This is a genomic window from Mycolicibacterium septicum DSM 44393 (assembly GCF_000455325.1).
In the GTDB taxonomy this organism is placed as follows: Bacteria; Actinomycetota; Actinomycetes; order Mycobacteriales; family Mycobacteriaceae; genus Mycobacterium; species Mycobacterium septicum.
On the sequence record NZ_HG322951.1, the window covers coordinates 3,063,682 to 3,086,920 of the forward strand.

The window sequence follows — 23,239 nt, forward strand, 5'->3', positions numbered from 1 at the left end:
CCCCCGCCCCGGCGGTGCCGGTCAGGGTGCTCGTCCCGGCGGCGGCGGTGGCGGTAACTACCGCGGCGGTGGCGCCGGCGGTGGTGGCGGCGCTGCAGGCGGCGCGGCCGCCGGAGGTTTCCGCGGTCGTCCCGGTGGCGGTGGCGGCGGTGGCCGTCCCGGCCAGCGCGGTGGCGCGGCCGGTGCGTTCGGTCGTCCCGGCGGTGCCCCCAAGCGCGGCCGTAAGTCGAAGCGGGCGAAACGCGCCGAATACGAGAACATGCAGGCACCGGTCGTCGGTGGCGTGCGGTTGCCGAAGGGCAACGGCGAGACCATCCGGCTGGCCCGTGGCGCCTCGCTGAGCGACTTCGCCGAGAAGATCGACGCCAACCCGGCCGCACTGGTCCAGGCGCTGTTCAACCTGGGTGAGATGGTCACCGCGACCCAGTCGGTCGGTGACGACACCCTGGAACTGCTCGGCAGCGAGATGAACTTCAAGGTGCAGGTCGTCTCGCCCGAGGACGAGGACCGCGAGCTGCTGGAGTCCTTCGACCTCACCTACGGCGAGGACGAGGGCGGCGAGGAGGACCTCGAGGTCCGCCCGCCGGTGGTCACCGTCATGGGTCACGTCGACCACGGCAAGACCCGACTGCTGGACACCATCCGGAACGCCAGCGTCCGCGAGGGCGAGGCCGGTGGCATCACCCAGCACATCGGCGCCTACCAGGTCGAGGTCGATCTGGACGGCAACGTCCGGCCGATCACCTTCATCGACACCCCGGGTCACGAGGCGTTCACCGCCATGCGTGCCCGTGGCGCCAAGGCCACCGACATCGCAATCCTGGTGGTCGCGGCCGACGACGGCGTCATGCCGCAGACGGTGGAGGCCATCAACCACGCGCAGGCCGCTGACGTGCCGATCGTGGTGGCGGTCAACAAGATCGACAAGGAAGGTGCCGACCCGGCCAAGATCCGGGCTCAGCTCACCGAATACAACCTGGTGGCCGAGGAGTACGGCGGCGAGACCATGTTCGTCGACATCTCCGCCAAGCAGGGCACCAACATCGAGGCGCTGCTGGAAGCAGTCGTCCTGACTGCCGACGCATCCCTGGACCTGCGGGCCAACCCCGACATGGAGGCCCAGGGTGTGGCGATCGAGGCGCACCTGGACCGCGGTCGCGGCCCGGTGGCCACGGTGCTCATCCAGCGCGGCACCCTGCGTGTCGGCGACTCGGTGGTGGCCGGCGATGCCTATGGTCGCGTCCGCCGCATGGTCGACGAGCACGGCGACGACGTCGAAGAGGCACTGCCCTCGCGTCCGGTCCAGGTCATCGGCTTCACGTCGGTGCCCGGTGCCGGTGACAACTTCCTGGTTGTCGACGAAGATCGCATCGCCCGTCAGATCGCCGACCGGCGCAGCGCGCGCAAGCGCAACGCACTGGCCGCACGCAGCCGCAAGCGGATCAGCCTGGAAGACCTGGATTCGGCGCTGAAGGAAACCAGCCAGCTGAACCTGATCCTCAAGGGCGACAACGCCGGTACGGTCGAAGCCCTCGAGGAAGCCTTGATGGGTATCGAGATCGACGACGAAGTGGAGCTGCGGGTCATCGACCGCGGTGTCGGTGGCGTCACCGAGACCAACGTCAACCTGGCTTCGGCCTCGGACGCGATCATCATCGGGTTCAACGTCCGTGCCGAGGGCAAGGCGACCGAGCTGGCCAACCGCGAGGGTGTGGAGATCCGGTACTACTCGGTGATCTACCAGGCCATCGACGAGATCGAGAAGGCCCTCAAGGGCATGCTCAAGCCGGTGTACGAGGAGAAGGAGCTCGGCCGCGCCGAGATCCGGGCGATCTTCCGGTCGTCCAAGGTCGGCAACATCGCCGGTTGCCTTGTCACCTCGGGCATCATGCGTCGCAACGCCAAGGCCCGGCTGCTGCGTGACAACCTGGTGGTCGCACAGAACCTCACGGTGTCCTCGCTCAAGCGGGAGAAGGACGATGCCACCGAGGTCCGCGAAGGTTACGAGTGTGGTCTGACTCTGACCTACAACGACATCAAGGAAGGCGACGTCATCGAGACGTACGAACTCGTCGAGAAGGTGCGTACATAACCGATGGCTGATCCCGCACGGGCCAAGCGGCTCGCCAAACGGATCTCCACCATCGTCGCCTCGGCGATCGAGTACGAGATCAAGGATCCGCGGCTGGACGGCGTGACGATCACCGATGCCAAGATGACCGGTGATCTGCACGACGCCACGCTGTACTACACCGTCATCGGGACCAGTCTCGATGAGGAACCGGATTATGCCGGTGTGGCGGCGGCGCTGGAGAGTGCCAAGGGTGTGTTGCGGACCAAGGTGGGCGCCGGGACCGGGGTGCGATTCACCCCGACCCTGGCGTTCGTCCGCGACACCGTGCCCGATGCGGCGCACCGGATGGAGGAGCTGCTGGCCCGGGCGCGGGCCGCCGACGAGGATTTGGCGAGAGTTCGAGAGGGCGCCAAGCACGCCGGTGATGAAGACCCGTACCGTGTGAGCGGGGCGGAAGACATGGACGGGCTTGCCGACGGGGCAGACACAGAGGATGCCGGTGACCGCGATCGAACGGATGACTGATACTGCTCATTCCGGGGCTCCCAATGGGCGCCCTTCCGGTCTGCGTGTCGACGCGCGTGCGGCAGCCGACCTCCTGTCGGACGCGGCGAGCATCAGCGTCGTCTGCCACGTCTATCCCGATGCCGACACCATCGGCGCCGGGCTGGCGCTCGCGCAGGTGCTCGACGACGCGGGCAAACAGGTCGAGGTAGCCTTCGCGACTCCCGACCAGCTGCCCGAGTCGTTGCAGACCCTGCCGGGCGGACATCTGATGGTCGCGCCCAGCGCGATCCGGGATGACGCGGATCTGGTTGTCACAGTGGATATTCCGAGTGTCAACCGACTCGGCGCGCTGAGTGAACTGGCCGAGAACGGTCGCGCGGTGCTGGTCATCGACCACCATGCGTCCAATCAGCTGTTCGGCACCGCCAACTATGTCGATCCGACGGCGGACTCCACCACGATGCTGGTGGCCGAACTCCTCGACGCCTGGGACAAGCCCATCGACAAGCGGGTGGCGCACTGCCTGTACGCCGGGTTGACCACCGATACCGGTTCGTTCCGCTGGGCCACTGCCCGGGCACACCGGTTGGCGGCCCGGTTGGTCGAACTCGGGGTGGACAACGCCTCGATCAGCCGCGCACTGCTCGACACCCACCCGTTTGCGTGGCTGCCGATGCTGTCCCGGGTGCTTGCTTCGGCCCGGCTGCTACCGGAGGCGGTCGGTGGCCGCGGGCTCGTGTATGCCGTTGTGCCGCATGACGAATGGTCCAACGCCCGGCCCGAGGAAGTGGAGAGCATCGTCGACATCGTGCGCACCACCCAGCAGGCAGAGGTCGCCGCGGTGTTCAAAGAGATCGAACCCGAACACTGGTCGGTTTCCATGCGGGCAAAGTCGCTCAACCTGGCGACGGTCGCCAGCTCGTTCGGGGGCGGCGGCCATCCACACGCGGCCGGGTACTCCGCGGCAGGCCCCGCCGACGATGTCGTTCAGGCGCTTGCTCAGGCTCTTGCCTAGCCATGGTTGAGCCGGAAGGCGATATTCCGGTCACTCCCGCCACCACCCGCCGCATCGCCGGCCTGGCGATCCCGGCACTGGGCGTCCTGGCGGCCGAGCCCATCTACCTGCTGTTCGACATCGCGATCGTCGGACGCCTCGGTGCGCTCAGCCTGGCCGGTCTGGCCATCGGCGGCCTGGTCCTCGGCCTGGTCAATTCGCAGGGGACGTTCTTGTCCTACGGCACCACCTCGCGCTCGGCCCGGCTGTTCGGGGCGGGTGACCGGAAGGCGGCGGTAGGCGAGGGCGTGCAGGCCACCTGGTTGGCGCTGGGACTGGGCCTGCTCATCATCGCGGTCGTGCAGGCCGCGGCGGTGCCACTGCTCGGGGCGATCGCCGGACATTCCGATATCGCGGGCGCCGCGCTGCCGTGGCTCCGCATCGCGATCCTGGCCGCCCCGGCGATCCTGGTGTCGCTCGCCGGCAACGGCTGGATGCGCGGCGTGCAGGACACCGCGCGCCCCCTGCACTACGTGGTGTTCGGGTTTGCCGTGTCGGCGGTGTTGTGCCCGCTGTTGGTCTACGGCTGGCTGGGCCTGCCCCGTTTGGAGCTGGCCGGTTCGGCGGTGGCGAACGTCGTGGGGCAGTGGGTCGCGGCGCTGCTGTTTCTGCGTGCCCTGGTGATCGAGAAGGTCGCGCTGGGAGTCCGGCCCGCGGTGCTGCGGGCACAGCTGACCATGGGCCGCGACCTGCTGCTGCGATCGATGGCGTTCCAAGCCTGTTTCCTGTCCGCGGGCGCGGTGGCAGCTCGATTCGGTGCCGCTTCCGTCGCGGCGCATCAGGTCGTCCTACAGGTGTGGAGTTTCCTTGCCCTGGTGCTGGATTCACTCGCCATTGCCGCACAGTCACTGGTGGGCGCGGCGCTGGGGGCGGGTCAGCTCGCGCATGCCAAGAGCGTGGCCTGGCGGGTGACACTGTTCTCCACCCTGGCCGGGGTGGTGCTGGCCGTCGTCTTCGCCGCCGGTTCGTCGGTGATGCCGTCGGTGTTCACCGACGACCGATCGGTGTTGGCCGCCATCGGGGTGCCCTGGTGGTTCATGGTGGCCCAATTGCCCGTGGCGGGCATCGTCTTCGCGCTCGACGGCGTGCTGCTGGGTGCGGGCGACGCGAAGTTCATGCGCAACGCCACCCTGACGAGTGCGTTGGTCGGCTTCCTGCCGCTGATCTGGTTGTCGCTGCTCTACGGCTGGGGCCTGTTCGGCATCTGGTCCGGGCTGAGCACGTTCATGGTACTGCGGCTGATCTTCGTCGGTTGGCGCGCGTTCTCAGGTCGCTGGCTGGTGCCGGGCACCGCCTAGTTGGCACCGCGAGCGACCGTGTCTGTACGCGACACGCCGCCCTTCTCTGTACAAATGCGGTCGCTCACGGGGCCGGCGCTCACCTTCGCGTACCGCTGACCACCCAGACGGACCCCTTGCCGCCGCCACGCTCGGCCACCGAAACGTCGTCGAATCCGGTGTCGCGACACAGCGTCGCAAACGACTCGGCCTGCTGCCGTGTCCAGCCGTGGCTGGCCAATCCCGTGGCGTCGGGAGGTGATTGACGCTCGATCGCGATCAACCGGCCGCCGGGCGCCAGCACCCGGCGCGCCTCGGCAACCGCTTTGTCGACATCCTGCCAATGGTGCACGGTGGCCAGTGCCCACACCACCGTCGCGGATCCGTCGGGCACCGGCAGGGCTTCGGCGGTGCCCACGCTCCAGGTGATGGGTGCGCGTTTCGGCGTGACCAGGCGCGCGATGCGCAGCATGGTCGACGCGGGGTCGACGCCCGTCACTCGCGCACCGCGGCGGGCGGCCACCCGGGCGGCGGTACCCGGCCCGCAACCCACATCGACGACGTGGTCCGCGGAGGAGAGCTGCGCGGTATCGGCGGCCAACCGAGCCTTTGACCGGCCCACCAAGAGAAAGACCAGCCCGCACAACACCCCGGTGACGCCCGAGAAGCCGGGGTGGTCGGCATGGTGATTGATCGCACGCGCGGCGTCCATGGGTAGACCTTGCCGGTTCAAGGTGGGTTGAAGTCAAATGGCGGCATGGACATGATCCCGATCGGCGAGGCCGCTGCGAGGCTGCAGATGAGCCCGTCGGCGTTGCGGTACTACGACGAACGTGGGCTGGTGTCCCCGCGGCTGCGGCAGGCCGGCAAGCGCATGTACGGGCCCGAGGAGCTTCGCCGGCTCGCACTGCTCAAGATTGTGAACCGGTTGGGTCTTCCGCTCGACACCGCGGCCGCGGTGCTCGACGCGCCGAGTGAGCAGTGGCGCGCGACGGTGCGCGAGCAGATCGCCGCGCTGGATCGGGTGATCGCGCAAGCGCAAGGGGCGCAACAGTTTCTGACGCATGCGTTGCGTTGCCCGAAAGAGCATCCCGCACGCGAATGCGACACGATGATCGGTGCGCTCGACCGGCTGGTCGACGGGATGAGTGTCGAGGAACTCGCCACCGGCAAGGCCGGAACGGGGTGGCTCGTCGACTGACCCTGCGCCTCCGCTGCCTCCTCTGCCGCGCGAGCGACCGCAGATGTACGCGACACGCCGGGCGTTGCCGTACAGACACGGTCGCTCGCGGTGCAAGGGAGGCGGCAGCGTCAGCGCACCTGCGCGCGTCCCCGCTCGATCACGGCACCGCGGCTGGCCGCGATGTCGTCACCGGAGGCCGTCGCCATCCATTCGCGCGCCGAGGCCGCTTCGATCCAGAGACCCTGATCGGTCTGGGACGCGTCGATGCGGTGATACGAGGCGAGCAGGGCGCGGACCGCGGCCTGATTGTTGGCGACGATCGAGGCGGCCACCCGGCGGGCGGCGGGCAGCAGCTCGTCGTGGGGCACCACCTCGGTGACCAGGCCGGCGCGCAGGGCCTCGGCGGCCGAGAGGTAGTCGCCGGTGAGGCTCATCCGCCGGGCCAGGCCCACGCCGACCTTCTGCGGCAGTCGCACGCTCAGGCCCCACGTCGGCAGCAGACCCACCCGGGCGTGGGTGTCGGCGAACTTGGCCTGCTCCGAGGCGATCAGGATGTCGCAGTACAGCGCCAGTTCCAGGCCGCCGGTGACCGCGGCGCCGTTGATGGCGCCGATCACCGGTTTGGTCATGGCCGGCCATTTGGGGGAGATGTCGGGCAGTTCGGTGGTGTCGCCGAGTTCTTTGAGATCCAGGCCCGCGCAGAACACCGGATCGGCGCCGGTGAGGATGACGACGTCGACGGCGTCATCGGCCTGTGCGGTGCGCAATGCCCGGTAGAACTCGGTGCGCAGCTGTGTCGACAGCGCATTGCGCGACTGGGGCCGATTCAGCGTCAGGGTCCGGACGCGGTCGGTGGTATCGATCAGCAGCACTGGATCGGTCATTCGCTCACCGTAGCCGCCGGGCCCAACGCGCCTATCGTGGGTGGCATGTGCCGCAACATCACCGAGCTGCGCGGGCTGGAACCCGCCGCAAGCGACGAAGAGATCGAGGCCGCAGCCCGCCAATACGTGCGCAAGGTCAGCGGGATCACCCGGCCCACCGGCGCCAACGTCGACGCGTTCGAGGCCGCGGTCGCCGAGGTCACCGCGACGACGACACGGCTGCTCGACGGCCTGGCCCCGCGCAGGCAGCCTCCCAAGACCGTTCCGCCGCTGCGCCGTCCGGAGGTCCGCGCCCGGCTGGCAACGTGATCAAGCCCGAGCTGACGCAACCCTCCCTCAAGGAGTGGAGCGCGGCCGTACACGCGTTGCTCGACGGCCGTCAGACGGTGCTGCTGCGCAAGGGCGGTATCCACGAGAAGCGGTTCTCGGTGGCCGCACCCGAGTTCATCCTGTTCCCGACGATCGCGCACAGCCATGCCGAACGGGTGCGGCCACAACACGCAGACCTGCTCGACGCTGCCGCCCAAGACAGCACCGAAGACGCTGTGGTGATTCGGGCCGGGGCGAAAGTTGTTGCCGCAGTAGAGGTCAACCGCCCGGAGTCCATCGATGAACTCGCCGATCTGCACATCTGGACCGCCGAATCTGTGCAGGCCGACCGGCTCGATTTCCGCCCCAAACACCGACTGACCGTCCTGGTCGTCCAGGTCAGCCCGCTGCGCACGCCGATCCGGCTGGCCCGCACACCCGAATTCGCCGGGTGCAAGAGCTGGGTCGACCTGCCGGTCCAGGCGGACTGGGGGCCACCGGTGCACGACGACGCGATGCTGCACGACGTCGCCGAGCGGGTGCGAACCTCAGTCGGCTGACGGCGGCACCGGGCCGGCGGGCAGCACCAGCCGCGACACCCCACCCTCGCCGTGATGCACGGTATGGGTGGCCCGGACCAGCTTGGAACCGGAGATCGGCGGCTCGGCGGTGCCCAGATTGCGGGCGAACCGCGGATGCGAACCCCCGGCGATCAGCAGCCGGATCCGCGACCCTGCCCGGAACTGGTGTGCGACGGCATCCAGCTCGAGGCGAACCGGCCCGGTGTGGCCGTTCAATCGACGGAAAGCGTCGGATACGTTGCGGGACCGGCCCTTTGCGTCCACCTCACTGATCCGGACGAAGATGTCGTGATGTGGGTTGTCGCAGCTGTGCGCCAGCTCGACGACCGGGTTGCCTGCCAGGTACAGATCGGCCGCAAGCGGGTCGCCGGTGAACGTCAGCACATCGCTGCGCCGTGCCAGCCGGGTGTCGTCGCGGTAACCGCCCGTCGCGGCGAGCAGTCGTCCGCCGACCGTGGGGGTGGGGTCGGCGGGGTGGTAGGTGAATCCAGACGGTGGCGCGGATTCCGGCGGCGGCGTCTCGCCCAGGCGCCCCGCGGGCTGCAGGAACAACTCGTGTTCGGGCATGACCGGGGGCCAGTCGGCCAGCTCCACCCAGCCGTGGCCGTTGACGTGGATCCGTACCGTGCTGCGGTCGGTTTCGCCGTCGCCGGCCAGGTGCGCACCGAGCCAGTCCAGCGATTCGCCGACCACGGTGGTGAGCCCTTTGGTCATCAGCTGCGTATGCGTCCACGGCCCGACCGTCAGCGCAACCGGGACACCCCGTCGATGCAGCTGCTCGTACTGCTCCAGCGTCTGGTTCAGGAAGAGGTCCTGCCACCCGCTGAGCAACAGGATTGGCAGCTCGACGTGCTGCAGGGCCTCGTGGAACCGCAGCCGGTCCCAGAACGGATCGTCGCGTTCGGGGTGTTCCAGCCAGGATTCGTACCACGGGGCGCCGTCGCCCAGCAGTTGGCGGCCGGCCTCACCCATCGGCAGGCCGGCAGTCGCCTTGGCCAGCTCCGCGGGGCCGCGCAGCTGCCGGTTCAGGGCCTGCACCAGGCCGGGGTCCTCCTGGCGGGCCACCATCGCGCTCCAGCCCAGAAAGTCATTGAGAGTGAACGCGCCGGTGCCCCAGGCTGATTCGCTGAAATCGTGCGGGCCGACGGTGATGACGGCCGCCTTCATCTCCGGCGGCGGATCGACCAGCAGCGCCCACTGGGTGAAGCCGAGGTAGGACAGCCCCACCGTGGCGAACGACCCGGTGAACCAGGGCTGGTTCCGCAACCAGGCCACGGTGTCGGCACCATCGTTCATCTCGTGCACCATCGGGGTGAACTGACCGCCAGAGCCGAAGGTGCCGCGCACACTCTGCAACACCACGTGATAGCCGCGGGCCGCATACACCTGTGCGAACACCGGGGAGAACGGGAAGTGGCGGCCGTAGGGTCCGCGCACCAGCAGCGTGCCGGCGGGACGGTCGGTGACGGGCGCATAGTGGTCGGCGACCAGTTCGACGCCGTCGCGCATCGGCACCCGCAGCCCGTGCCGCACGGTGAAGTCGGTCTCGTGCGGCGGTAGCCCCAGGATCCTGCTGACGGCCTTGCCGGCGTACCGGCCGAATGTGCTCACCTGGCCAGGCTACGGATCGGTCGCGGCAACCCTCAGAACTTGTAGTACGGCGCCAATTCGTGGGCCCGCTGCAGGTTGGTCTGCAGGCAGTCCGGCCGGTCCGGGGAGTGGACGGGCGAGTAGAACAGCGACTGCTGGATGACGCCGTAGCTGGTGTCGAAGGCGATCATGCAGGTGATCCACCAGCGGTCGTTCCAGTCGGTGGGCTTCATGATCCAGTACTGCGCGGCCCGATGGCCGTTGATGTCCAGTTCGACCGCGTCGGCCGGGATGGTCTGCTCGTAGGTGCGCCAGACGAATGCCTCGACGGCCATCTGGTAGTCACCGGCGTCGTAGTGGCACCGCAGGCTGTCCTCGGGCTCCGGCGGGGTGAAGGCCAGGCCGAGCCGCTGGACCGCGTCGAACGGGATGTCGTTGCACGGATCGAACGGTGACGGGTCCGTGGTCTCGATGACCGGCCACTTGATCGTCGTGGACACGTTGGTCATCGGGAGGTCTGTGGCATCGAGGTGCAGCGGGCCGGCGCCCGCGACCTCGGTGGGGCCCGACTGCCACCCCACGATCACCGCCGATACCAGCGCCGCAACCATGCCTGTCGATGCCGACAGCAGACGCCACTTGGCGGCCATCACACCCCCTCGTAGTTTGGTGGCAAAACGTTCCCCGGCTTGCGGGGAGTGTAGCGGTCGGTTGCAACGGACTCGACCATAAACGAGAACCTGTTCTAGTTGTCAACGGCGTGCGGCGCCGCCGCCCGGTTAGGCTGGTCCGTTGTGGTGGTGCAACTGTGATTGATCACGAGTCGAGGGACCGGCAGCCGATTCTGTGGGCGATCAGCGATCTACATACCGGGCACACCGGGAACAAGCCGGTCACCGAGTCCTTGTACCCGGCCTCGCCGGACGATTGGCTGATCGTCGCCGGTGACGTGGGGGAGCGCACCGACGAGATCCGGTGGGCCCTGGACCTGCTGCGCAAGCGGTTCGCGAAAGTCATCTGGGTTCCGGGTAACCACGAGCTGTGGACCACCAACAAGGACCCGATGCAGATCTTCGGCCGGGCCCGATACGACTACCTGGTCGACATGTGCGACCAGATGGGTGTCATCACCCCCGAGCACCCGTTCCCGGTCTGGACCGAACAGGGTGGCCCGGCGACGATCGTGCCGATGTTCCTGCTCTACGACTACACGTTCCTGCCCGAGGGAGCCTCGAACAAGGCCGAGGGGCTGGCCATCGCCCGGGACCGCAACGTCGTCGGCACCGACGAGTTCCTGCTGTCCAGCGAGCCCTACGCGACCCGCGACGCCTGGTGCCGTGACCGCGTGGCGGCCACCCGCAAGCGGCTCGAAGATATGGACTGGATGGACCCGACGGTTCTGGTCAACCATTTCCCGCTGGTCCGTGAACCCTGTGACGCGATGTTCTATCCCGAGTTCTCGCTGTGGTGCGGCACGACGGCCACCAAGGACTGGCACACCCGTTACAACGCGATCTGCTCGGTGTACGGCCACCTGCACATTCCGCGCACCACCTGGTACGACGACGTGCGCTTCGAAGAAGTGTCGGTCGGTTATCCGCGGGAGTGGCGCCGCCGAAAGCCCTTCCGCTGGCTGCGCCAGATCCTGCCGGACCCCAACTACACACCCGGCTATCTCAACGAGTTCGGCGGACACTTCCAGATCACGGCCGAGATGCGCGCCCATGCCCAGCAGATGCAGGAGCGGATCAAGGCGAGGCGCTCATGAGCGACACGCTGCTGGGGCAGGTGTTGCCCGACATGCCGGACAAGCTCGCCGCGGCCGAGATGTACGACGACCCGCCGGGCCTGACGGCGCTGCCCGAAGAGGCGGCACTGGTGGCCCGCGCGGTGGCCAAGCGGCGCAACGAGTTCACCACGGTGCGCTACTGCGCCCGCCAGGCGCTGGGCGAGCTCGGCGTGGGCCCGGTGCCGATCCTCAAGGGGGACAAGGGCGAGCCGTGCTGGCCCGATGGCATCGTCGGCAGCCTGACGCACTGTCAGGGCTTTCGGGGTGCCGTGGTCGGCCGCGTCGGAGGGGTGAGGTCGGTCGGCATCGACGCCGAACCGCATGACGTGCTGCCCGACGGGGTTCTGGGCGCGATCTCGCTGCCGTTGGAGCGCTCCGAACTCGGTGGGCTGCCGGACGGCCTGCACTGGGACCGAATCCTGTTCTGCGCCAAGGAGGCCACCTACAAGGCCTGGTATCCGCTGACGCACCGCTGGCTGGGGTTCGAGGACGCCCACATCACGTTCGGCGTGGATGGCGCGGGCGCGGCCGGAACGTTCCGGTCCCAGATCCTGATCGACCCGGCCGCCGAACACGGGCCGCCGCTGACTGCATTGGACGGCCGCTGGTCGGTGCGCGACGGCGTGACGTTGACGGCGATCGTGTTGTGAGCGGTCCAGAAGCCGGCCTGGTGATCGTCGACAAGCCGGCCGGGATGACCAGCCATGACGTGGTGGGGCGGTGCCGTCGGCTGTTCGGCACCCGCAAGGTGGGACATGCCGGCACCCTCGACCCGATGGCGACCGGCGTGCTGGTGATCGGGATCGAGCGCGCCACCAAGATCCTCGGCCTCCTGACCGCCACCGACAAGTCCTATGCCGCGACAATCCGGCTCGGCCAGACCACGTCCACCGAGGACGCCGAAGGTGAAGTGCTGCAGACGGTTTCTGCTGCCCATGTCACCGACGATCAGATCGAGGGCGCGGTGGCGGCACTGCGCGGAGATATCGAACAGGTGCCCTCGGCGGTCAGCGCGATCAAGATCGCCGGTCAGCGCGCCTACAAGCTGGCCCGCGAAGGGCAGACCGTCGAGCTGGCCGCCCGGCCCGTGCGCATCGGCCGGTTCGAGGTCCTCGCGGTCCGGCGGGTGGACGAATTCGTCGATGTGGACGTCGATGTGGACTGCTCCTCGGGCACCTACATCCGCGCCCTGGCCCGCGACGTGGGTGTGGCACTGGGTGTCGGTGGACATCTGACGGCCTTGCGCCGCACCAAGGTTGGCCGCTACGGCCTGGACGAGGCGCGCACCCTGGACGACCTCGCCGAGCAGGCTCGGCTGAGTTACTCCCTCGACGAGGCCTGCTTGATCGGGTTTCCACGTCGCGACCTGAGCGCCGAGGAAACCGAGGACACCCGGCACGGGCGCGCGCTGGCCCCGGCCGGCATCGACGGGATCTATGCCGCCACCGCACCCGACGGCCGGGTCATCGCGCTCCTGCAGGACGGTTCGTCGCGCACCAAGAACGTCGTGGTGTTGCGCCCGGCCACCTTGTAGGGCCCTGGCTCAAAGCTGGCCGTGGCGAGGCGGTTTCGTGCCCGAGAGGGTGTAGTTGCCGATGTGACGGACCTTCCACCGGGTGGCGTCGTGCAACGTGTGGGTGCGGGCGTCACGCCAGTACCGCGACAGGTTGCCCGATGCCGACGCGCTGCGGGTCCCGCCGAATTCGAACAGTGCGCTGCCGGCCTGCACTGCCGCCCGCGCGGCGGACACCTTGGCGATCGCCACCGCGATCGAGGCGGCCGCGGCGCTGTCCTCGGTGAGATCGGCTCGGGCCGCATCGACCTGGCGGGCCGCCTCGATGAGAAGCGCTTCCGCACCGCGCACCGTCACCGTCAGCTCACCGGCCACCTGCACGAGGGTCGGGTCTTCGACGGCGCTGGAGACCGCGGCCTCGAAATGTGGCCGGGCCTTGGCGGCCTGACGCACCGCTTCCTCCAGTGCGCCGGTGGCGATGCCCACGTCGAGAGCCGCATGCAGCACCTGGGCCCGGGCCCCGTACACCGTGGGGCGCGTGAAGATAGGGCTGAACTCGACCACATGCGCCGCCGGCACCTCGACGGCGTCGAGGGTGACGGTGCCCGAGGCGGTGGTCCGCTGGCCCATGCCGTCCCAGTCGTCGACGACCTCCACCCCGCGGGCGTCGCGCGGAACGAACGCGATGGCCTTGGGTGTGGTCGCCGTCGGCACCTGGCCCGAACCATCGGCAAGCGAGGCCCGCACGATCAGCCAGTCGCCGAACAACGCGCCGGTGGAGTAGTACTTGCGGCCGCTCAGGACGTAGCCGCCGTCGGCCACCGTGAGCGTCGTGGTGTCCACGTCGATGGGATGCGGACCCCGTTCGGACTGGGCGTTGGCGAACAACGCCCCATCCAGCACCAGCCCGTAGAAATACGCCTGCTGCGCCGGCGTGCCCTGCAGTCGCAGCGCCTCCAGGAACGTGAAATGCGAGTGCGGGATCTGACTGATGGACGGATCACCGTGTGCCAGCAGGCGGAACACCTCGGCGAGTACGGCGATGGGTACGTCGAGCCCGCCGTGCTCGGCGGGCACGGTCAGTGCCAGCAGACCGGATTCCTTGAGCGTTTGCACCTGCTCGTGCGGCAGGATCCGGTGCGCGTCGCGGGCGCCGGCCCCCTCGGCGAACGATCTCGACAGCAGCGTCGCGGCGGCCAGTGCGGCTTCCGTCGACGAGATGCGGGTGGCACCGGCCAGATCGGTCATCGCGGTGCGCCGACGAACGGTATCGAGGTCGGGGTGGCGGCCTGGTCGCCTCCGCCGAACAGACCGCGCTCGCGCAGGATCGGCACCACCCCCTCGCCGAACCAGAACAGCTCCTCCAGGTGCGGATAGCCGGAGAAGATGAACTCGTCGATGCCGATCTCGGCGTACTCGGCGATCCGGTCGGCCACCTCGGTGTGGCTGCCCACCAGAGCGGTGCCGGCACCGCCGCGCACCAATCCGACGCCCGACCACAGGTTCGGGGCGATCTCCAGGCTGCGGGCGTCACTCCAGGTGCCGTTGGTGCGGTTGGCCTCGTGCAGCGCCAGCATGCGCTTCTGGCCCTCGGACTGGCTGCGGGCCAGCCCGGCCTGAGCCGCGGCGACGGTCTCATCGTCGAGGGCGGCGACCAGCCGGTCGGCCTGGGCCCACGCCTCCTCGGAGGTGTCCCGGGAAATGGTGTGCAGGCGGATGCCGAAACGCAGCTTGCGGCCCTGCTCTTCGCCGAGTGCCCGGATCCATTCGATTTTCTTCCGTACGGCGGCCGGCGGCTCGCCCCAGGTCAGGTAGACGTCGGAGTGCCGGGCCGCCACGGGGCCGGCCGCCCGCGAGCTGCCGCCGAAGTACAGCGGTGGAACCGGGGTGGGCGGCAGTGCCAGCGAGGCTTCCTCGACGTCGATGTACTCACCCTTGTGGGTCACCGTCTCGCCGGCCCACAGCCGCCGCACCACGTCGAGGAACTCGTCGCAGCGCGCATAGCGTGCGTCCTTGTCCAGGTGGTCGCCGAACGCCCGCTGTTCGTGTGCCTCGCCTCCGACGACGACGTTCAGCAGGATCCGTCCCGGTGCGTGCCGGGCGAACGTGGCGGCCATCTGGGCCGACAGGGTCGGGCTGACCAGGCCCGGGCGGAACGCCACCAGGAACGCCAGCGAGGTGGTCTCGCGGGCGAGCAGCGCCGCGGTGATGAACGCGTCCTCGCACCAGGCGCCGGTCGGGATGAGTGCGCCGGTGAAACCGAACCGCTCCGCCGAGCGGACGATCGAGGCCAGGTAGTCGATCGAGGCTTCACGGTCACCACCGGCGGCGCCCGCGGGCGTGCCGTGGCCGCCTCCGACGATCAGCCGGCTGTCGCCGTAGGTGGGAAGGAACCAGTGCAGAGAGACAGTCACGAACAGGTCATCTTGGTACTGGATCGGCCAGAGCGCACGGGTAAAAATCGCCGTGATCCCCTCCGGCGTGTCGTCAGCTCGCGACGACCCAGATCGCCTCGGCCGCCGGATTGCCCAGCTCGACCTGGACGCTGGCGTCGTCTCCGCCGGCGGCCGCGTCGCCCGTGTTACCCGGGCCTTGCACGGCCACCGAGATGACGCCGGCGAAATCACGTCGCGCCAGTACCCGCACCCGGGAATCGAGGCTGATGCCGACGCTGTCGAAGTAGCGCAGCATCTCCGGATCGGCGTCGGAGATGCGGGCCACCGTGCCCGCGTCGCCGTCCTGGCACGCCGACAGCTGGCGGGCAGGCGGGGTCGGCACCTGGCCGTCCGCCGCCGGGATCGGGTCGCCGTGCGGATCGCGGGTGGGGTGGCCCAGCTTGGCGTCGATGCGGTCGAGCATCCGGTCGGACACCGCGTGCTCGAGGATTTCGGCCTCGTCGTGCACCTCGTCCCAGCCGTAGCCCAACTCCTGCACCAGGAAGGTCTCCATCAGCCGGTGCCGACGCACCATCGCCAGCGCCGCGCGCCTGCCCGCGTCGGTCAGGGTCACCGCGCCGTACTTCTCGTGGTGGACCAGGCCCTGGTCGGCGAGTTTGCGGATCGATTCCGAGGCCGTGGATGCGGACACGCCGATCCGCTCGGCCAGCAGTTTCGTGCTGACCTTTTCGCGAGACCACTCCTGGGCTGTCCAGATGACTTTCAGATAGTCCTGGGCAACCGTGGAGAGGTCTTGGTGGTTACCGTCGGGACTCACAGTAGGAAAGTTTAGGCAATCATCACCTGATCGGGGGATCTAGAGGCGACCGTGCCGCCTTCGGGTCGTAGGCTGATTGCGTGCAGCGCTGGCGTGGGCAGGACGAGATCCCCACGGACTGGGGCAGGTGTGTAGTCACCATCGGGGTGTTCGACGGGGTTCACCGTGGACACGCGGAGTTGATCAGCCATGCGGTGAAAGCGGGCCGATCACGCGGAGTGCCGGTGGTTCTCATGACCTTCGACCCACATCCGATGGAGGTGGTGTTTCCGGGGAGTCATCCGGCGCAGTTGACGACGCTGACCCGGCGGGCCGAGCTGGTCGAGGAGCTCGGCGTCGACGTATTTCTGGTCATGCCGTTCACCTCGGATTTCATGAAGCTCACCCCTGAGCGCTACATCCACGAACTGCTGGTCGAAGACCTGCATGTGGTGGAGGTCGTCGTGGGGGAGAACTTCACCTTCGGCAAGAAGGCGGCTGGCAACGTCGCGATGCTGCGCGCGGCCGGGGAACGCTTCGGTTTCGCGGTCGAGAGCATGTCGCTGGTGACCGAGACGCTCGATGCCGAGCATCGGGATGAGCGGGTCACCTTCTCGTCGACATACATCCGGTCCTGCGTGGATGCCGGCGACGTCGTGGCCGCCACCGAAGCCCTGGGCCGTCCGCATCGCGTCGAGGGCGTCGTGGTGCGCGGCGACGGGCGCGGCCGGGTACTGGGCTTCCCGACGGCCAACGTGGCGCCGCCGATGTTCTCGGCGATTCCGGCCGACGGCGTATACGCCGCCTGGTTCACGGTGCTGGGGCACGGCCCCGTGATGGGCACCGTCATCCCCGGCGAGCGGTACGAGGCCGCCGTCTCGGTCGGCACCAACCCGACATTCTCCGGGCGGACGCGCACCGTCGAGGCGTTCGTGCTCGACACCAACGCCGACCTCTACGGGCAACACGTCGCGGTCGATTTCGTGGCCCGGATCCGGGGCCAGGAGAAGTTCGAATCGGTGAAGGATCTGGTCGTGGCCATGGAGGCCGACACCGACCGGGCCCGCGCGATTCTGGCTGCGCAATAGCACGCGATTCTGGCTGCGCAGCGGAAACTGCTAGACTTTCGGCCGATCCGGTGCATGCTGCAGTCCGCGGTGGCTGTACCGAGAATATGTTCGCGGGACTGAAATGATGGAGTTACTTTCGTGGCGCTTACTGTCGAGCAGAAAAAAGAAATCCTGACCAGCTACGGCCTGCACGAGACCGACACCGGTTCGCCGGAGGCCCAGGTCGCCCTGCTGACCAAGCGGATCTCGGACCTGACCGAGCACCTCAAGCAGCACAAGCACGACCACCACTCGCGTCGCGGCCTGCTGCTGCTCGTCGGCCGTCGTCGCCGGCTGCTGAAGTACGTCGCCCAGGTTGACGTGGCGCGCTACCGCTCGCTGATCGAGCGCCTCGGGCTGCGTCGCTGACGCGGCGTCGATGCCACCACTTTCCGCGGCTGCCCCTATCGGGGCAGCCGCGATACTTTTCATCGCCGGTTTGACGGCATGCTCGTCCGCGGCGGCCGCGGACATGAAGGCAGGGGACTGCCTGAAGATGAGCGGCACGTACGAACGCCCGGACGCCAGTCGGGCGGAGTGCGGCAGCGACGCATCGAACTACAAGGTGATCTCCACGGTCACCGACAGCGACCAGTGCCCCGGCGACGTCGACACCTACTACTCGGTGCGCAGTGCATTCGATGACGAGACGCAGACGCTGTGTCTGGACATCGACTGGATCACCGGCACCTGCATGAGCATCGATCCAGAGAACGACAAGGACCCGTACCGGGTGGATTGCGCGGATTCCTCTGCGCCGCACCGGCAACGGGCCACCGAGGTCCTCCACGGGGTGTCGAACGTCGATCAGTGCGCCAGCGGAGTGGGCTACGCCTACTCGGAACGCCAGTTCACCGTATGCGTGGAGGACGTCTCCTAAGCAGGTCTGCAATGGCGGTCATGCTGTTGCTGCCGTGTAACATGAGGTCGTTCAGCGGCGGAAATCTGCGCTGAACACAGGTGCGGCACCCGCGAACCGCGGGCGTTGTTCCTGCGAGTCATATCGGGCCCGCCTGGTCGGGCGGTCTTCGGTAGTGGCTGCCGGAACCCCGTGCGGGGTCCATCCGGCCGCTTCGATCGACGGCCGTAGCCGTAACCAGGGCCCGTGGCGTATCGCCACCGTGACGCCGCGAAAACAGTTGAATGAATTCGAAAGAGGCCAACGGACTCTATGTCTGTAGTTGAACTTGAAGACGGTGTGTTCGAATCCACCGCAACCCTCGACAACGGGAGCTTCGGCACCCGCACCATCCGTTTCGAGACCGGGCGGCTCGCCCAGCAGGCCGCCGGCTCCGTCGTCGCCTACCTCGACGACGAGACCATGCTGCTGAGCGCCACCACCGCCAGCAAGACGCCGAAGGATCACTTCGACTTCTTCCCCTTGACCATCGACGTCGAGGAGCGGATGTACGCCGCCGGCCGGATCCCCGGCTCGTTCTTCCGGCGTGAGGGCCGTCCCTCCACCGATGCGATCCTGACCTGTCGCCTGATCGACCGGCCGCTGCGCCCGTCGTTCGTCAGCGGTCTGCGCAACGAGATCCAGGTCGTGGTCACCGTGCTGAGCCTGGATCCGAAGGATCTGTACGACGTGCTCGCCATCAACGCCGCCTCGGCGTCGACCCAGATCTCCGGCCTGCCGTTCTCCGGTCCGGTCGGCGGCGTGCGCGTCGCCCTGATCGACGGCCAGTGGGTCGCCTTCCCGACCGTCGAGCAGCTTGAGAAGGCTGTCTTCGACATGGTCGTCGCGGGCCGCAAGGTGGGCGACGACGTCGCGATCATGATGGTCGAGGCCGAAGCCACCGAAAACGTGATCGGGCTGGTCGCCGGCGGCGCCCAGGCTCCCACCGAGGCCGTCGTCGCCGAGGGCCTGGAGGCTGCCAAGCCGTTCATCGCGACCCTGTGCGACGCCCAGGCCGCGCTGGCCGAGAAGGCCGCCAAGGAGATCGCCGAATACCCGCTGTTCCCGGATTACGCCGAGGACGTCTACGACGCCGTCGCCGCGGTTGCCACCGACGCGCTGTCGGAGGCACTGACCATCGCGGGCAAGCACGAGCGCGACGACCGCACCAACGAGATCAAGGTCGAGGTGCTCGAGCGCCTGGGCGAGACCTACGCCGGCCGCGAGAAGGAGATCGGCGCGGCCTACCGCTCGCTGACCAAAAAGCTTGTGCGCCAGCGCATCCTGACCGACCACTTCCGTATCGACGGCCGTGGTGTGACCGACATCCGCGCCCTGTCGGCCGAGGTGGCCATCATCCCGCGGGCGCACGGCAGCGCGTTGTTCGAGCGCGGCGAGACCCAGATCATGGGTGTCACCACGCTGGACATGGTCAAGATGGCCCAGCAGATCGACTCGCTCGGGCCCGAGACCAGCAAGCGCTACATGCACCACTACAACTTCCCGCCGTTCTCGACCGGTGAGACCGGTCGCGTGGGTTCGCCCAAGCGCCGCGAGATCGGCCACGGAGCGCTGGCCGAGCGGGCCCTGGTTCCCGTGCTGCCCAGCGTCGAGGAGTTCCCCTACGCCATCCGTCAGGTCTCGGAGGCCCTTGGCTCCAACGGCTCCACCTCGATGGGCTCGGTGTGTGCCTCGACCCTGTCGCTGCTGAACGCCGGTGTGCCGCTCAAGGCGCCGGTGGCCGGCATCGCCATGGGCCTGGTCTCCGACCAGGTCGACGGTGAGACCCGCTACGTGACGCTGACCGACATCCTCGGCGCCGAGGATGCCTTCGGCGACATGGACTTCAAGTGCGCAGGCACCAAGGACTTCGTCACCGCCCTGCAGCTCGACACCAAGCTGGACGGCATCCCGTCCAAGGTGCTGGCCGGTGCGCTGGCCCAGGCCAAGGACGCGCGTCTGACCATCCTCGACGTGATGGCCGAGGCCATCGATGCGCCCGACGAGATGAGCCCGTACGCACCGCGGATCACCACGATCAAGGTTCCGGTCGACAAGATCGGCGAGGTCATCGGGCCCAAGGGCAAGATGATCAACTCGATCACCGAGGAGACCGGCGCGTCCATCTCCATCGAGGACGACGGCACCGTGTTCGTCGGCGCCAGCAATGGCGAGGCGGCTCAGGCCGCGATCGACAAGATCAACGCCATCGCCAACCCGCAGCTGCCCAAGATCGGTGAGCGGTTCCTCGGAACCGTGGTCAAGACCACCGACTTCGGCGCGTTCGTCTCGCTGCTGCCGGGTCGTGACGGCCTGGTCCACATCTCCAAGCTGGGGCGTGGCAAGCGCATCGCCAAGGTCGAGGATGTGGTGAAGGTCGGCGACAAGCTGCGCGTCGAGATCGCCGATATCGACAACCGCGGCAAGATCTCGCTGGTGCTCGTCGACGAGGAGTCGGCTGAGCAGGCCGACGGTGGCGACAAGGCTGCCGACGGCGCTCCGGCCACGGCCGACGCCGCCGCCGCTGCCGAGTCCTGATCACCTCAGCTCGAAGCAAGGCGTCTGCACTGAACACCACACATGTCCGCCGGACAGATCTTCCCGGCGGACTCCGGGTGGTCACTGAGTACATCCCGTCGGTGCGTTCCGCATCCGTCGGGGTCTGGGTGGGTGTCGGTTCCCGCGACGAAGGACGAAGCGTCGCGGGTGCCGCCCACTTCCTGGAGCACCTGCTGTTCAAGGCCACCCCGACGCGTAGCGCAGTCGAGATAGCGCAGGCTGTCGATGCCGTCGGCGGTGAGCTGAACGCGTTCACCACGCGCGAGCACACCTGCTACTACGCACACGTGCTCGACTCCGACCTGGAACTCGCGGTCGACCTGGTGGCCGACGTCGTGCTGCGGGGTCGTTGTGCCACCGAGGATGTCGAGGTGGAACGCGACGTCGTCCTCGAAGAGATCGCCATGCGCGACGACGACCCCGAGGACAGCCTCGGTGACGTCTTCCTCTCGGCGATGTTCGGCGATCACCCGGTGGGACGTCCGGTGATCGGCAGCGTCGAGTCGATCGAGACGATGACGCGCGCGCAGCTGCACTCGTTCCACGTCCGTCGTTACACGCCCGAGCGGATGATCGTGGCGGTGGCGGGCAACATCGACCACGACGTCGTGTTGTCCTTGGTGCGACAGCATTTCGGTCCGCGGCTGGAAGCCGGGCGCACCGCGGTGGCTCCGCGTAAAGGTGCGGGACGGGTCGGCGGCAAGCCGTCGTTGCTCGTGGTCGACCGTGACGGGGAGCAGAGCCACGTGTCGCTCGGCGTTCGCACGCCCGGCCGGCACTGGGAGCACCGGTGGGCGCTGTCGGTGCTCAACACCGCGCTCGGCGGTGGCCTGAGTTCGCGTCTGTTCCAACAGATCCGGGAGTCCCGCGGCCTGGCCTACTCGGTGTACTCGACGGTCGACACCTTCGCCGACAGCGGGGCGCTCTCGGTCTATGCGGGATGTCAGCCGGAACGGTTCGAGGAAGTGGTCCGGGTTACCACCGATGTTCTGGAAGGCGTTGCCAGAGACGGGATCACCGCCGACGAATGCCGCATCGCCAAGGGCTCGTTGCGTGGTGGGCTGGTGCTCGGGCTGGAGGACTCCGGTTCGCGCATGCACCGGATCGGGCGTAGCGAGCTCAATTACGGTGAACACCGGACCATCGATCACACGCTGTCCCAGATCGAGGCGGTCACCCTCGAAGAGGTCAACGCGGTGGCTCACCAGTTGCTGTCTCGTGACTACGGTGCCGCGGTTCTCGGCCCATACCGTTCGAAAAAGACTCTGCCGCAACGGCTTCAAGCTCTCGCCGGCTGACCCGCTACGCTGGGTCCGATGGCGGGACTCTCGCGACGCAATGTTCTGATCGGTTCGCTCGTGGCGGCCGCCGCCGTCGGTGCCGGTGTGGGTAATGCCGCACCGGCTCTCGCGGCCCCGGTCGATGACCAGATCGCGGAACTGGAACGCCGTGACAACGTCCTGATCGGCTTGTACGCGGCCAATCTGGATTCCGGGCGGATTCTCACGCACCGGCCCGACGAGATGTTCGCGATGTGCTCGACGTTCAAGGGCTATGCCGCCGCGCGGGTGCTGCAGATGGTCGGGCGCCGTCAGATTTCGCTGGACAACCGGATGTTCGTGGACCCGGAGGCGATCGTGCCGAACTCTCCGGTCACCGAGACCCATGCCGGTGCCGAGATGACGTTGGCGGAGCTGTGTCAGGCAGCGTTGCAGCGCAGTGACAACACCGCGGGCAACCTGCTGCTGAAAACGATCGACGGACCGGCAGGTATCACCGCTTTCGCCCGCAGCATCGGAGACGAGCGCACCCGGTTGGACCGCTGGGAGGTTGAGCTGAACTCGGCGATACCCGGTGACCCCCGGGATACCTCCACCCCGGCGGCATTGGCGGTCGGGTACCGCGCGGTGCTGGCCGGTGACGCGTTGAGCCCACCGCAGCGCCGCCAGTTGGAGGACTGGATGCGGGCCAATCAGACCTCGAGCGTGCGTGCGGGGCTTCCGGAGGGCTGGACCACCGCGGACAAGACCGGGAGCGGGGATTACGGCAGCACCAACGACGTCGGGATCGCCTATGGGCCGAACGGGCAACGGTTGTTGTTGGCGGTGATGTCACGGTCGCAGGCCGACGACCCGAAGGCCGACAACCTGCGCCCGCTCATCGGTGAGTTGACGGCGCTGGTGCTGCCGTCGCTACTCTGAGTGCTCGGCGGATTCGATTGCCGTCGAGCCGTTTTCGGTGCTCTGGATCTCGATCTGGCGGGCACCGGCGGGGTTCTCCGACAACGGCACCCGCACGGTCAGGATGCCGCGCTCGTAGCCGGCGGTGATGTTGTCCTCGTCGGCTTCGGCGGGCAGTGTCACGGTGCGCAGGAATGAGCCGTAGGAGAACTCCGACCGCGCGGTGGTGTCGGCTCGCTCCGAACGCTCGGCCTTCACCGTCAGCTGGCCGTCGGCCACGGTGATCTGAACGTCGTTGGCCGGATCGATCCCGGGGATCTCGGCACGCAGTTCGTAGTGGTCTTCGGTGACCTCGTCCTCGATGCGCATGAGGTTGCGCTCGAAGATCGGCCGCAGGCTGGCGAACGGGGTGATCCCGGCGAAGAACTCCGAGAGCTCGGGCAGCAGCGGGCGGGGCTGGTGCGCGACGGGCAGGTTGACCATGGGTGACTCCTCAGTCCTGGAACGTCGATCGGAGGAAAAGGCCTTGTAACGCTTGCC

At 68.1% G+C, this 23,239-nt stretch carries 24 protein-coding genes; 16 read left to right on the top strand and 8 right to left on the bottom strand.

What is annotated here, in order from left to right; translation table 11 throughout:
* The 4 genes from infB to TX88_RS14460 form a co-directional block, all read left to right on the top strand.
* Nucleotides 1-2,092 (top strand): translation initiation factor IF-2 (infB, locus tag TX88_RS14445; protein ID WP_244438423.1); only part of this gene is annotated, 2,092 nt, incomplete at its 5' end.
* Between the two features lie 3 nt (nucleotides 2,093-2,095).
* On the top strand, nucleotides 2,096-2,599 hold the full coding sequence (gene rbfA, locus TX88_RS14450) for a 30S ribosome-binding factor RbfA (protein WP_044517688.1): 504 nt from the start codon (nucleotides 2,096-2,098) through the stop codon (nucleotides 2,597-2,599).
* Nucleotides 2,592-3,596, top strand: coding sequence for a DHH family phosphoesterase (locus tag TX88_RS14455; RefSeq protein ID WP_044519401.1), 1,005 nt, complete (start codon nucleotides 2,592-2,594; stop codon nucleotides 3,594-3,596). Before rbfA ends, TX88_RS14455 begins: the two co-directional genes overlap by 8 nt.
* A gap of 2 nt (nucleotides 3,597-3,598) precedes the next feature.
* Nucleotides 3,599-4,933, top strand: coding sequence for an MATE family efflux transporter (locus TX88_RS14460; protein ID WP_044517689.1), 1,335 nt, complete (start codon nucleotides 3,599-3,601; stop codon nucleotides 4,931-4,933).
* 79 nt (nucleotides 4,934-5,012) lie between these two features.
* Here the strand turns inward: TX88_RS14460 and TX88_RS14465 are convergent, their stop codons facing one another.
* The gene (locus tag TX88_RS14465) at nucleotides 5,013-5,624 is read right to left on the bottom strand and encodes a class I SAM-dependent methyltransferase (protein WP_044517691.1); all 612 of its coding nucleotides are present in this window, start codon (nucleotides 5,622-5,624) and stop codon (nucleotides 5,013-5,015) included.
* Between the two features lie 45 nt (nucleotides 5,625-5,669).
* Between TX88_RS14465 and TX88_RS14470 the strand changes: the two genes are divergently transcribed.
* Nucleotides 5,670-6,113: a MerR family transcriptional regulator gene (locus TX88_RS14470; RefSeq protein WP_044517693.1), complete on the top strand. Its 444-nt coding sequence runs from the start codon at nucleotides 5,670-5,672 to the stop codon at nucleotides 6,111-6,113.
* Nucleotides 6,114-6,223: 110 nt separating this feature from the next.
* Here TX88_RS14470 and TX88_RS14475 read toward each other — a convergent pair whose 3' ends face one another.
* A complete protein-coding gene (locus TX88_RS14475; RefSeq protein WP_044517695.1) occupies nucleotides 6,224-6,979 on the bottom strand; it encodes an enoyl-CoA hydratase in 756 nt (251 codons plus the stop codon).
* Nucleotides 6,980-7,024: 45 nt separating this feature from the next.
* On the opposite strand from TX88_RS14475, the gene TX88_RS14480 reads away from it, so the two are divergent.
* Together TX88_RS14480 and TX88_RS14485 are read left to right on the top strand one after the other, a co-directional pair.
* Entirely contained in the window at nucleotides 7,025-7,288 is a 264-nt protein-coding gene (locus TX88_RS14480; RefSeq protein ID WP_044517697.1) for a DUF2277 domain-containing protein, read from the top strand.
* 11 nt (nucleotides 7,289-7,299) lie between these two features.
* Nucleotides 7,300-7,848, top strand: coding sequence for a DUF1802 family protein (locus tag TX88_RS14485; protein ID WP_044519402.1), 549 nt, complete (start codon nucleotides 7,300-7,302; stop codon nucleotides 7,846-7,848).
* Here TX88_RS14485 and TX88_RS14490 read toward each other — a convergent pair.
* Together TX88_RS14490 and TX88_RS14495 are read right to left on the bottom strand one after the other, a co-directional pair.
* On the bottom strand, nucleotides 7,837-9,480 hold the full coding sequence (locus TX88_RS14490; protein ID WP_044517700.1) for a CocE/NonD family hydrolase: 1,644 nt from the start codon (nucleotides 9,478-9,480) through the stop codon (nucleotides 7,837-7,839). The genes TX88_RS14485 and TX88_RS14490 overlap by 12 nt on opposite strands.
* Before the next feature lie 32 nt (nucleotides 9,481-9,512).
* Nucleotides 9,513-10,109, bottom strand: a complete 597-nt coding sequence (locus TX88_RS14495; protein ID WP_044517702.1) for a DUF3558 domain-containing protein — start codon at nucleotides 10,107-10,109, stop codon at nucleotides 9,513-9,515.
* Between the two features lie 161 nt (nucleotides 10,110-10,270).
* Between TX88_RS14495 and TX88_RS14500 the strand changes: the two genes are divergently transcribed.
* From TX88_RS14500 to truB, 3 genes are read left to right on the top strand one after another with little or no spacing between them, the layout of a single operon-like run.
* Complete coding sequence (locus TX88_RS14500) at nucleotides 10,271-11,227, top strand: ACP phosphodiesterase PptH (protein WP_044519403.1); 957 nt, start codon at nucleotides 10,271-10,273, stop codon at nucleotides 11,225-11,227.
* On the top strand, nucleotides 11,224-11,898 hold the full coding sequence (pptT, locus tag TX88_RS14505; RefSeq protein WP_044517704.1) for a 4'-phosphopantetheinyl transferase PptT: 675 nt from the start codon (nucleotides 11,224-11,226) through the stop codon (nucleotides 11,896-11,898). The genes TX88_RS14500 and pptT overlap by 4 nt, the downstream gene beginning before the upstream one ends.
* A complete protein-coding gene (truB, locus tag TX88_RS14510; protein ID WP_084621909.1) occupies nucleotides 11,895-12,782 on the top strand; it encodes a tRNA pseudouridine(55) synthase TruB in 888 nt (295 codons plus the stop codon). The genes pptT and truB overlap by 4 nt, the downstream gene beginning before the upstream one ends.
* Nucleotides 12,783-12,791: 9 nt before the next feature.
* On the opposite strand, the gene TX88_RS14515 is transcribed toward truB, so the two are convergent.
* The 3 genes from TX88_RS14515 to mntR form a co-directional block, all read right to left on the bottom strand.
* Nucleotides 12,792-14,009 carry an SfnB family sulfur acquisition oxidoreductase gene (locus TX88_RS14515; protein WP_044517706.1) on the bottom strand — a complete coding sequence of 406 codons (1,218 nt, stop codon included), beginning with the start codon at nucleotides 14,007-14,009 and terminating at the stop codon, nucleotides 12,792-12,794.
* Nucleotides 14,006-15,175 carry an LLM class flavin-dependent oxidoreductase gene (locus TX88_RS14520; RefSeq protein WP_044517709.1) on the bottom strand — a complete coding sequence of 390 codons (1,170 nt, stop codon included), beginning with the start codon at nucleotides 15,173-15,175 and terminating at the stop codon, nucleotides 14,006-14,008. The genes TX88_RS14515 and TX88_RS14520 overlap by 4 nt, the downstream gene beginning before the upstream one ends.
* A gap of 73 nt (nucleotides 15,176-15,248) precedes the next feature.
* Nucleotides 15,249-15,974, bottom strand: a complete 726-nt coding sequence (mntR, locus tag TX88_RS14525; protein ID WP_044517711.1) for a manganese-binding transcriptional regulator MntR — start codon at nucleotides 15,972-15,974, stop codon at nucleotides 15,249-15,251.
* Nucleotides 15,975-16,054: 80 nt separating this feature from the next.
* On the opposite strand from mntR, the gene TX88_RS14530 reads away from it, so the two are divergent.
* The 6 genes from TX88_RS14530 to bla all read left to right on the top strand — a co-directional run bounded on the left by TX88_RS14530 (nucleotide 16,055) and on the right by bla (nucleotide 22,720).
* Nucleotides 16,055-17,041 carry a bifunctional riboflavin kinase/FAD synthetase gene (locus TX88_RS14530; protein WP_044517712.1) on the top strand — a complete coding sequence of 329 codons (987 nt, stop codon included), beginning with the start codon at nucleotides 16,055-16,057 and terminating at the stop codon, nucleotides 17,039-17,041.
* 120 nt (nucleotides 17,042-17,161) lie between these two features.
* Nucleotides 17,162-17,431: a 30S ribosomal protein S15 gene (gene rpsO, locus TX88_RS14535; protein ID WP_044517714.1), complete on the top strand. Its 270-nt coding sequence runs from the start codon at nucleotides 17,162-17,164 to the stop codon at nucleotides 17,429-17,431.
* Between the two features lie 10 nt (nucleotides 17,432-17,441).
* Nucleotides 17,442-17,942 (top strand): LppU family putative lipoprotein, encoded by a 501-nt coding sequence (lppU, locus tag TX88_RS14540; protein ID WP_409365862.1) that lies wholly within the window; start codon nucleotides 17,442-17,444, stop codon nucleotides 17,940-17,942.
* A 291-nt stretch (nucleotides 17,943-18,233) separates the two neighbouring features.
* On the top strand, nucleotides 18,234-20,498 hold the full coding sequence (locus TX88_RS14545; protein ID WP_044517718.1) for a polyribonucleotide nucleotidyltransferase: 2,265 nt from the start codon (nucleotides 18,234-18,236) through the stop codon (nucleotides 20,496-20,498).
* Between the two features lie 29 nt (nucleotides 20,499-20,527).
* The gene (locus tag TX88_RS14550) at nucleotides 20,528-21,817 is read left to right on the top strand and encodes a M16 family metallopeptidase (RefSeq protein ID WP_110917945.1); all 1,290 of its coding nucleotides are present in this window, start codon (nucleotides 20,528-20,530) and stop codon (nucleotides 21,815-21,817) included.
* Between the two features lie 18 nt (nucleotides 21,818-21,835).
* The gene (gene bla / locus TX88_RS14555) at nucleotides 21,836-22,720 is read left to right on the top strand and encodes a class A beta-lactamase (protein ID WP_044517721.1); all 885 of its coding nucleotides are present in this window, start codon (nucleotides 21,836-21,838) and stop codon (nucleotides 22,718-22,720) included.
* On the opposite strand, the gene TX88_RS14560 is transcribed toward bla, so the two are convergent.
* On the bottom strand, nucleotides 22,712-23,182 hold the full coding sequence (locus TX88_RS14560; RefSeq protein ID WP_044517723.1) for an Hsp20/alpha crystallin family protein: 471 nt from the start codon (nucleotides 23,180-23,182) through the stop codon (nucleotides 22,712-22,714). The two genes, bla and TX88_RS14560, sit on opposite strands and share 9 nt — an antisense overlap.
* Nucleotides 23,183-23,239: the final 57 nt, after the last annotated feature.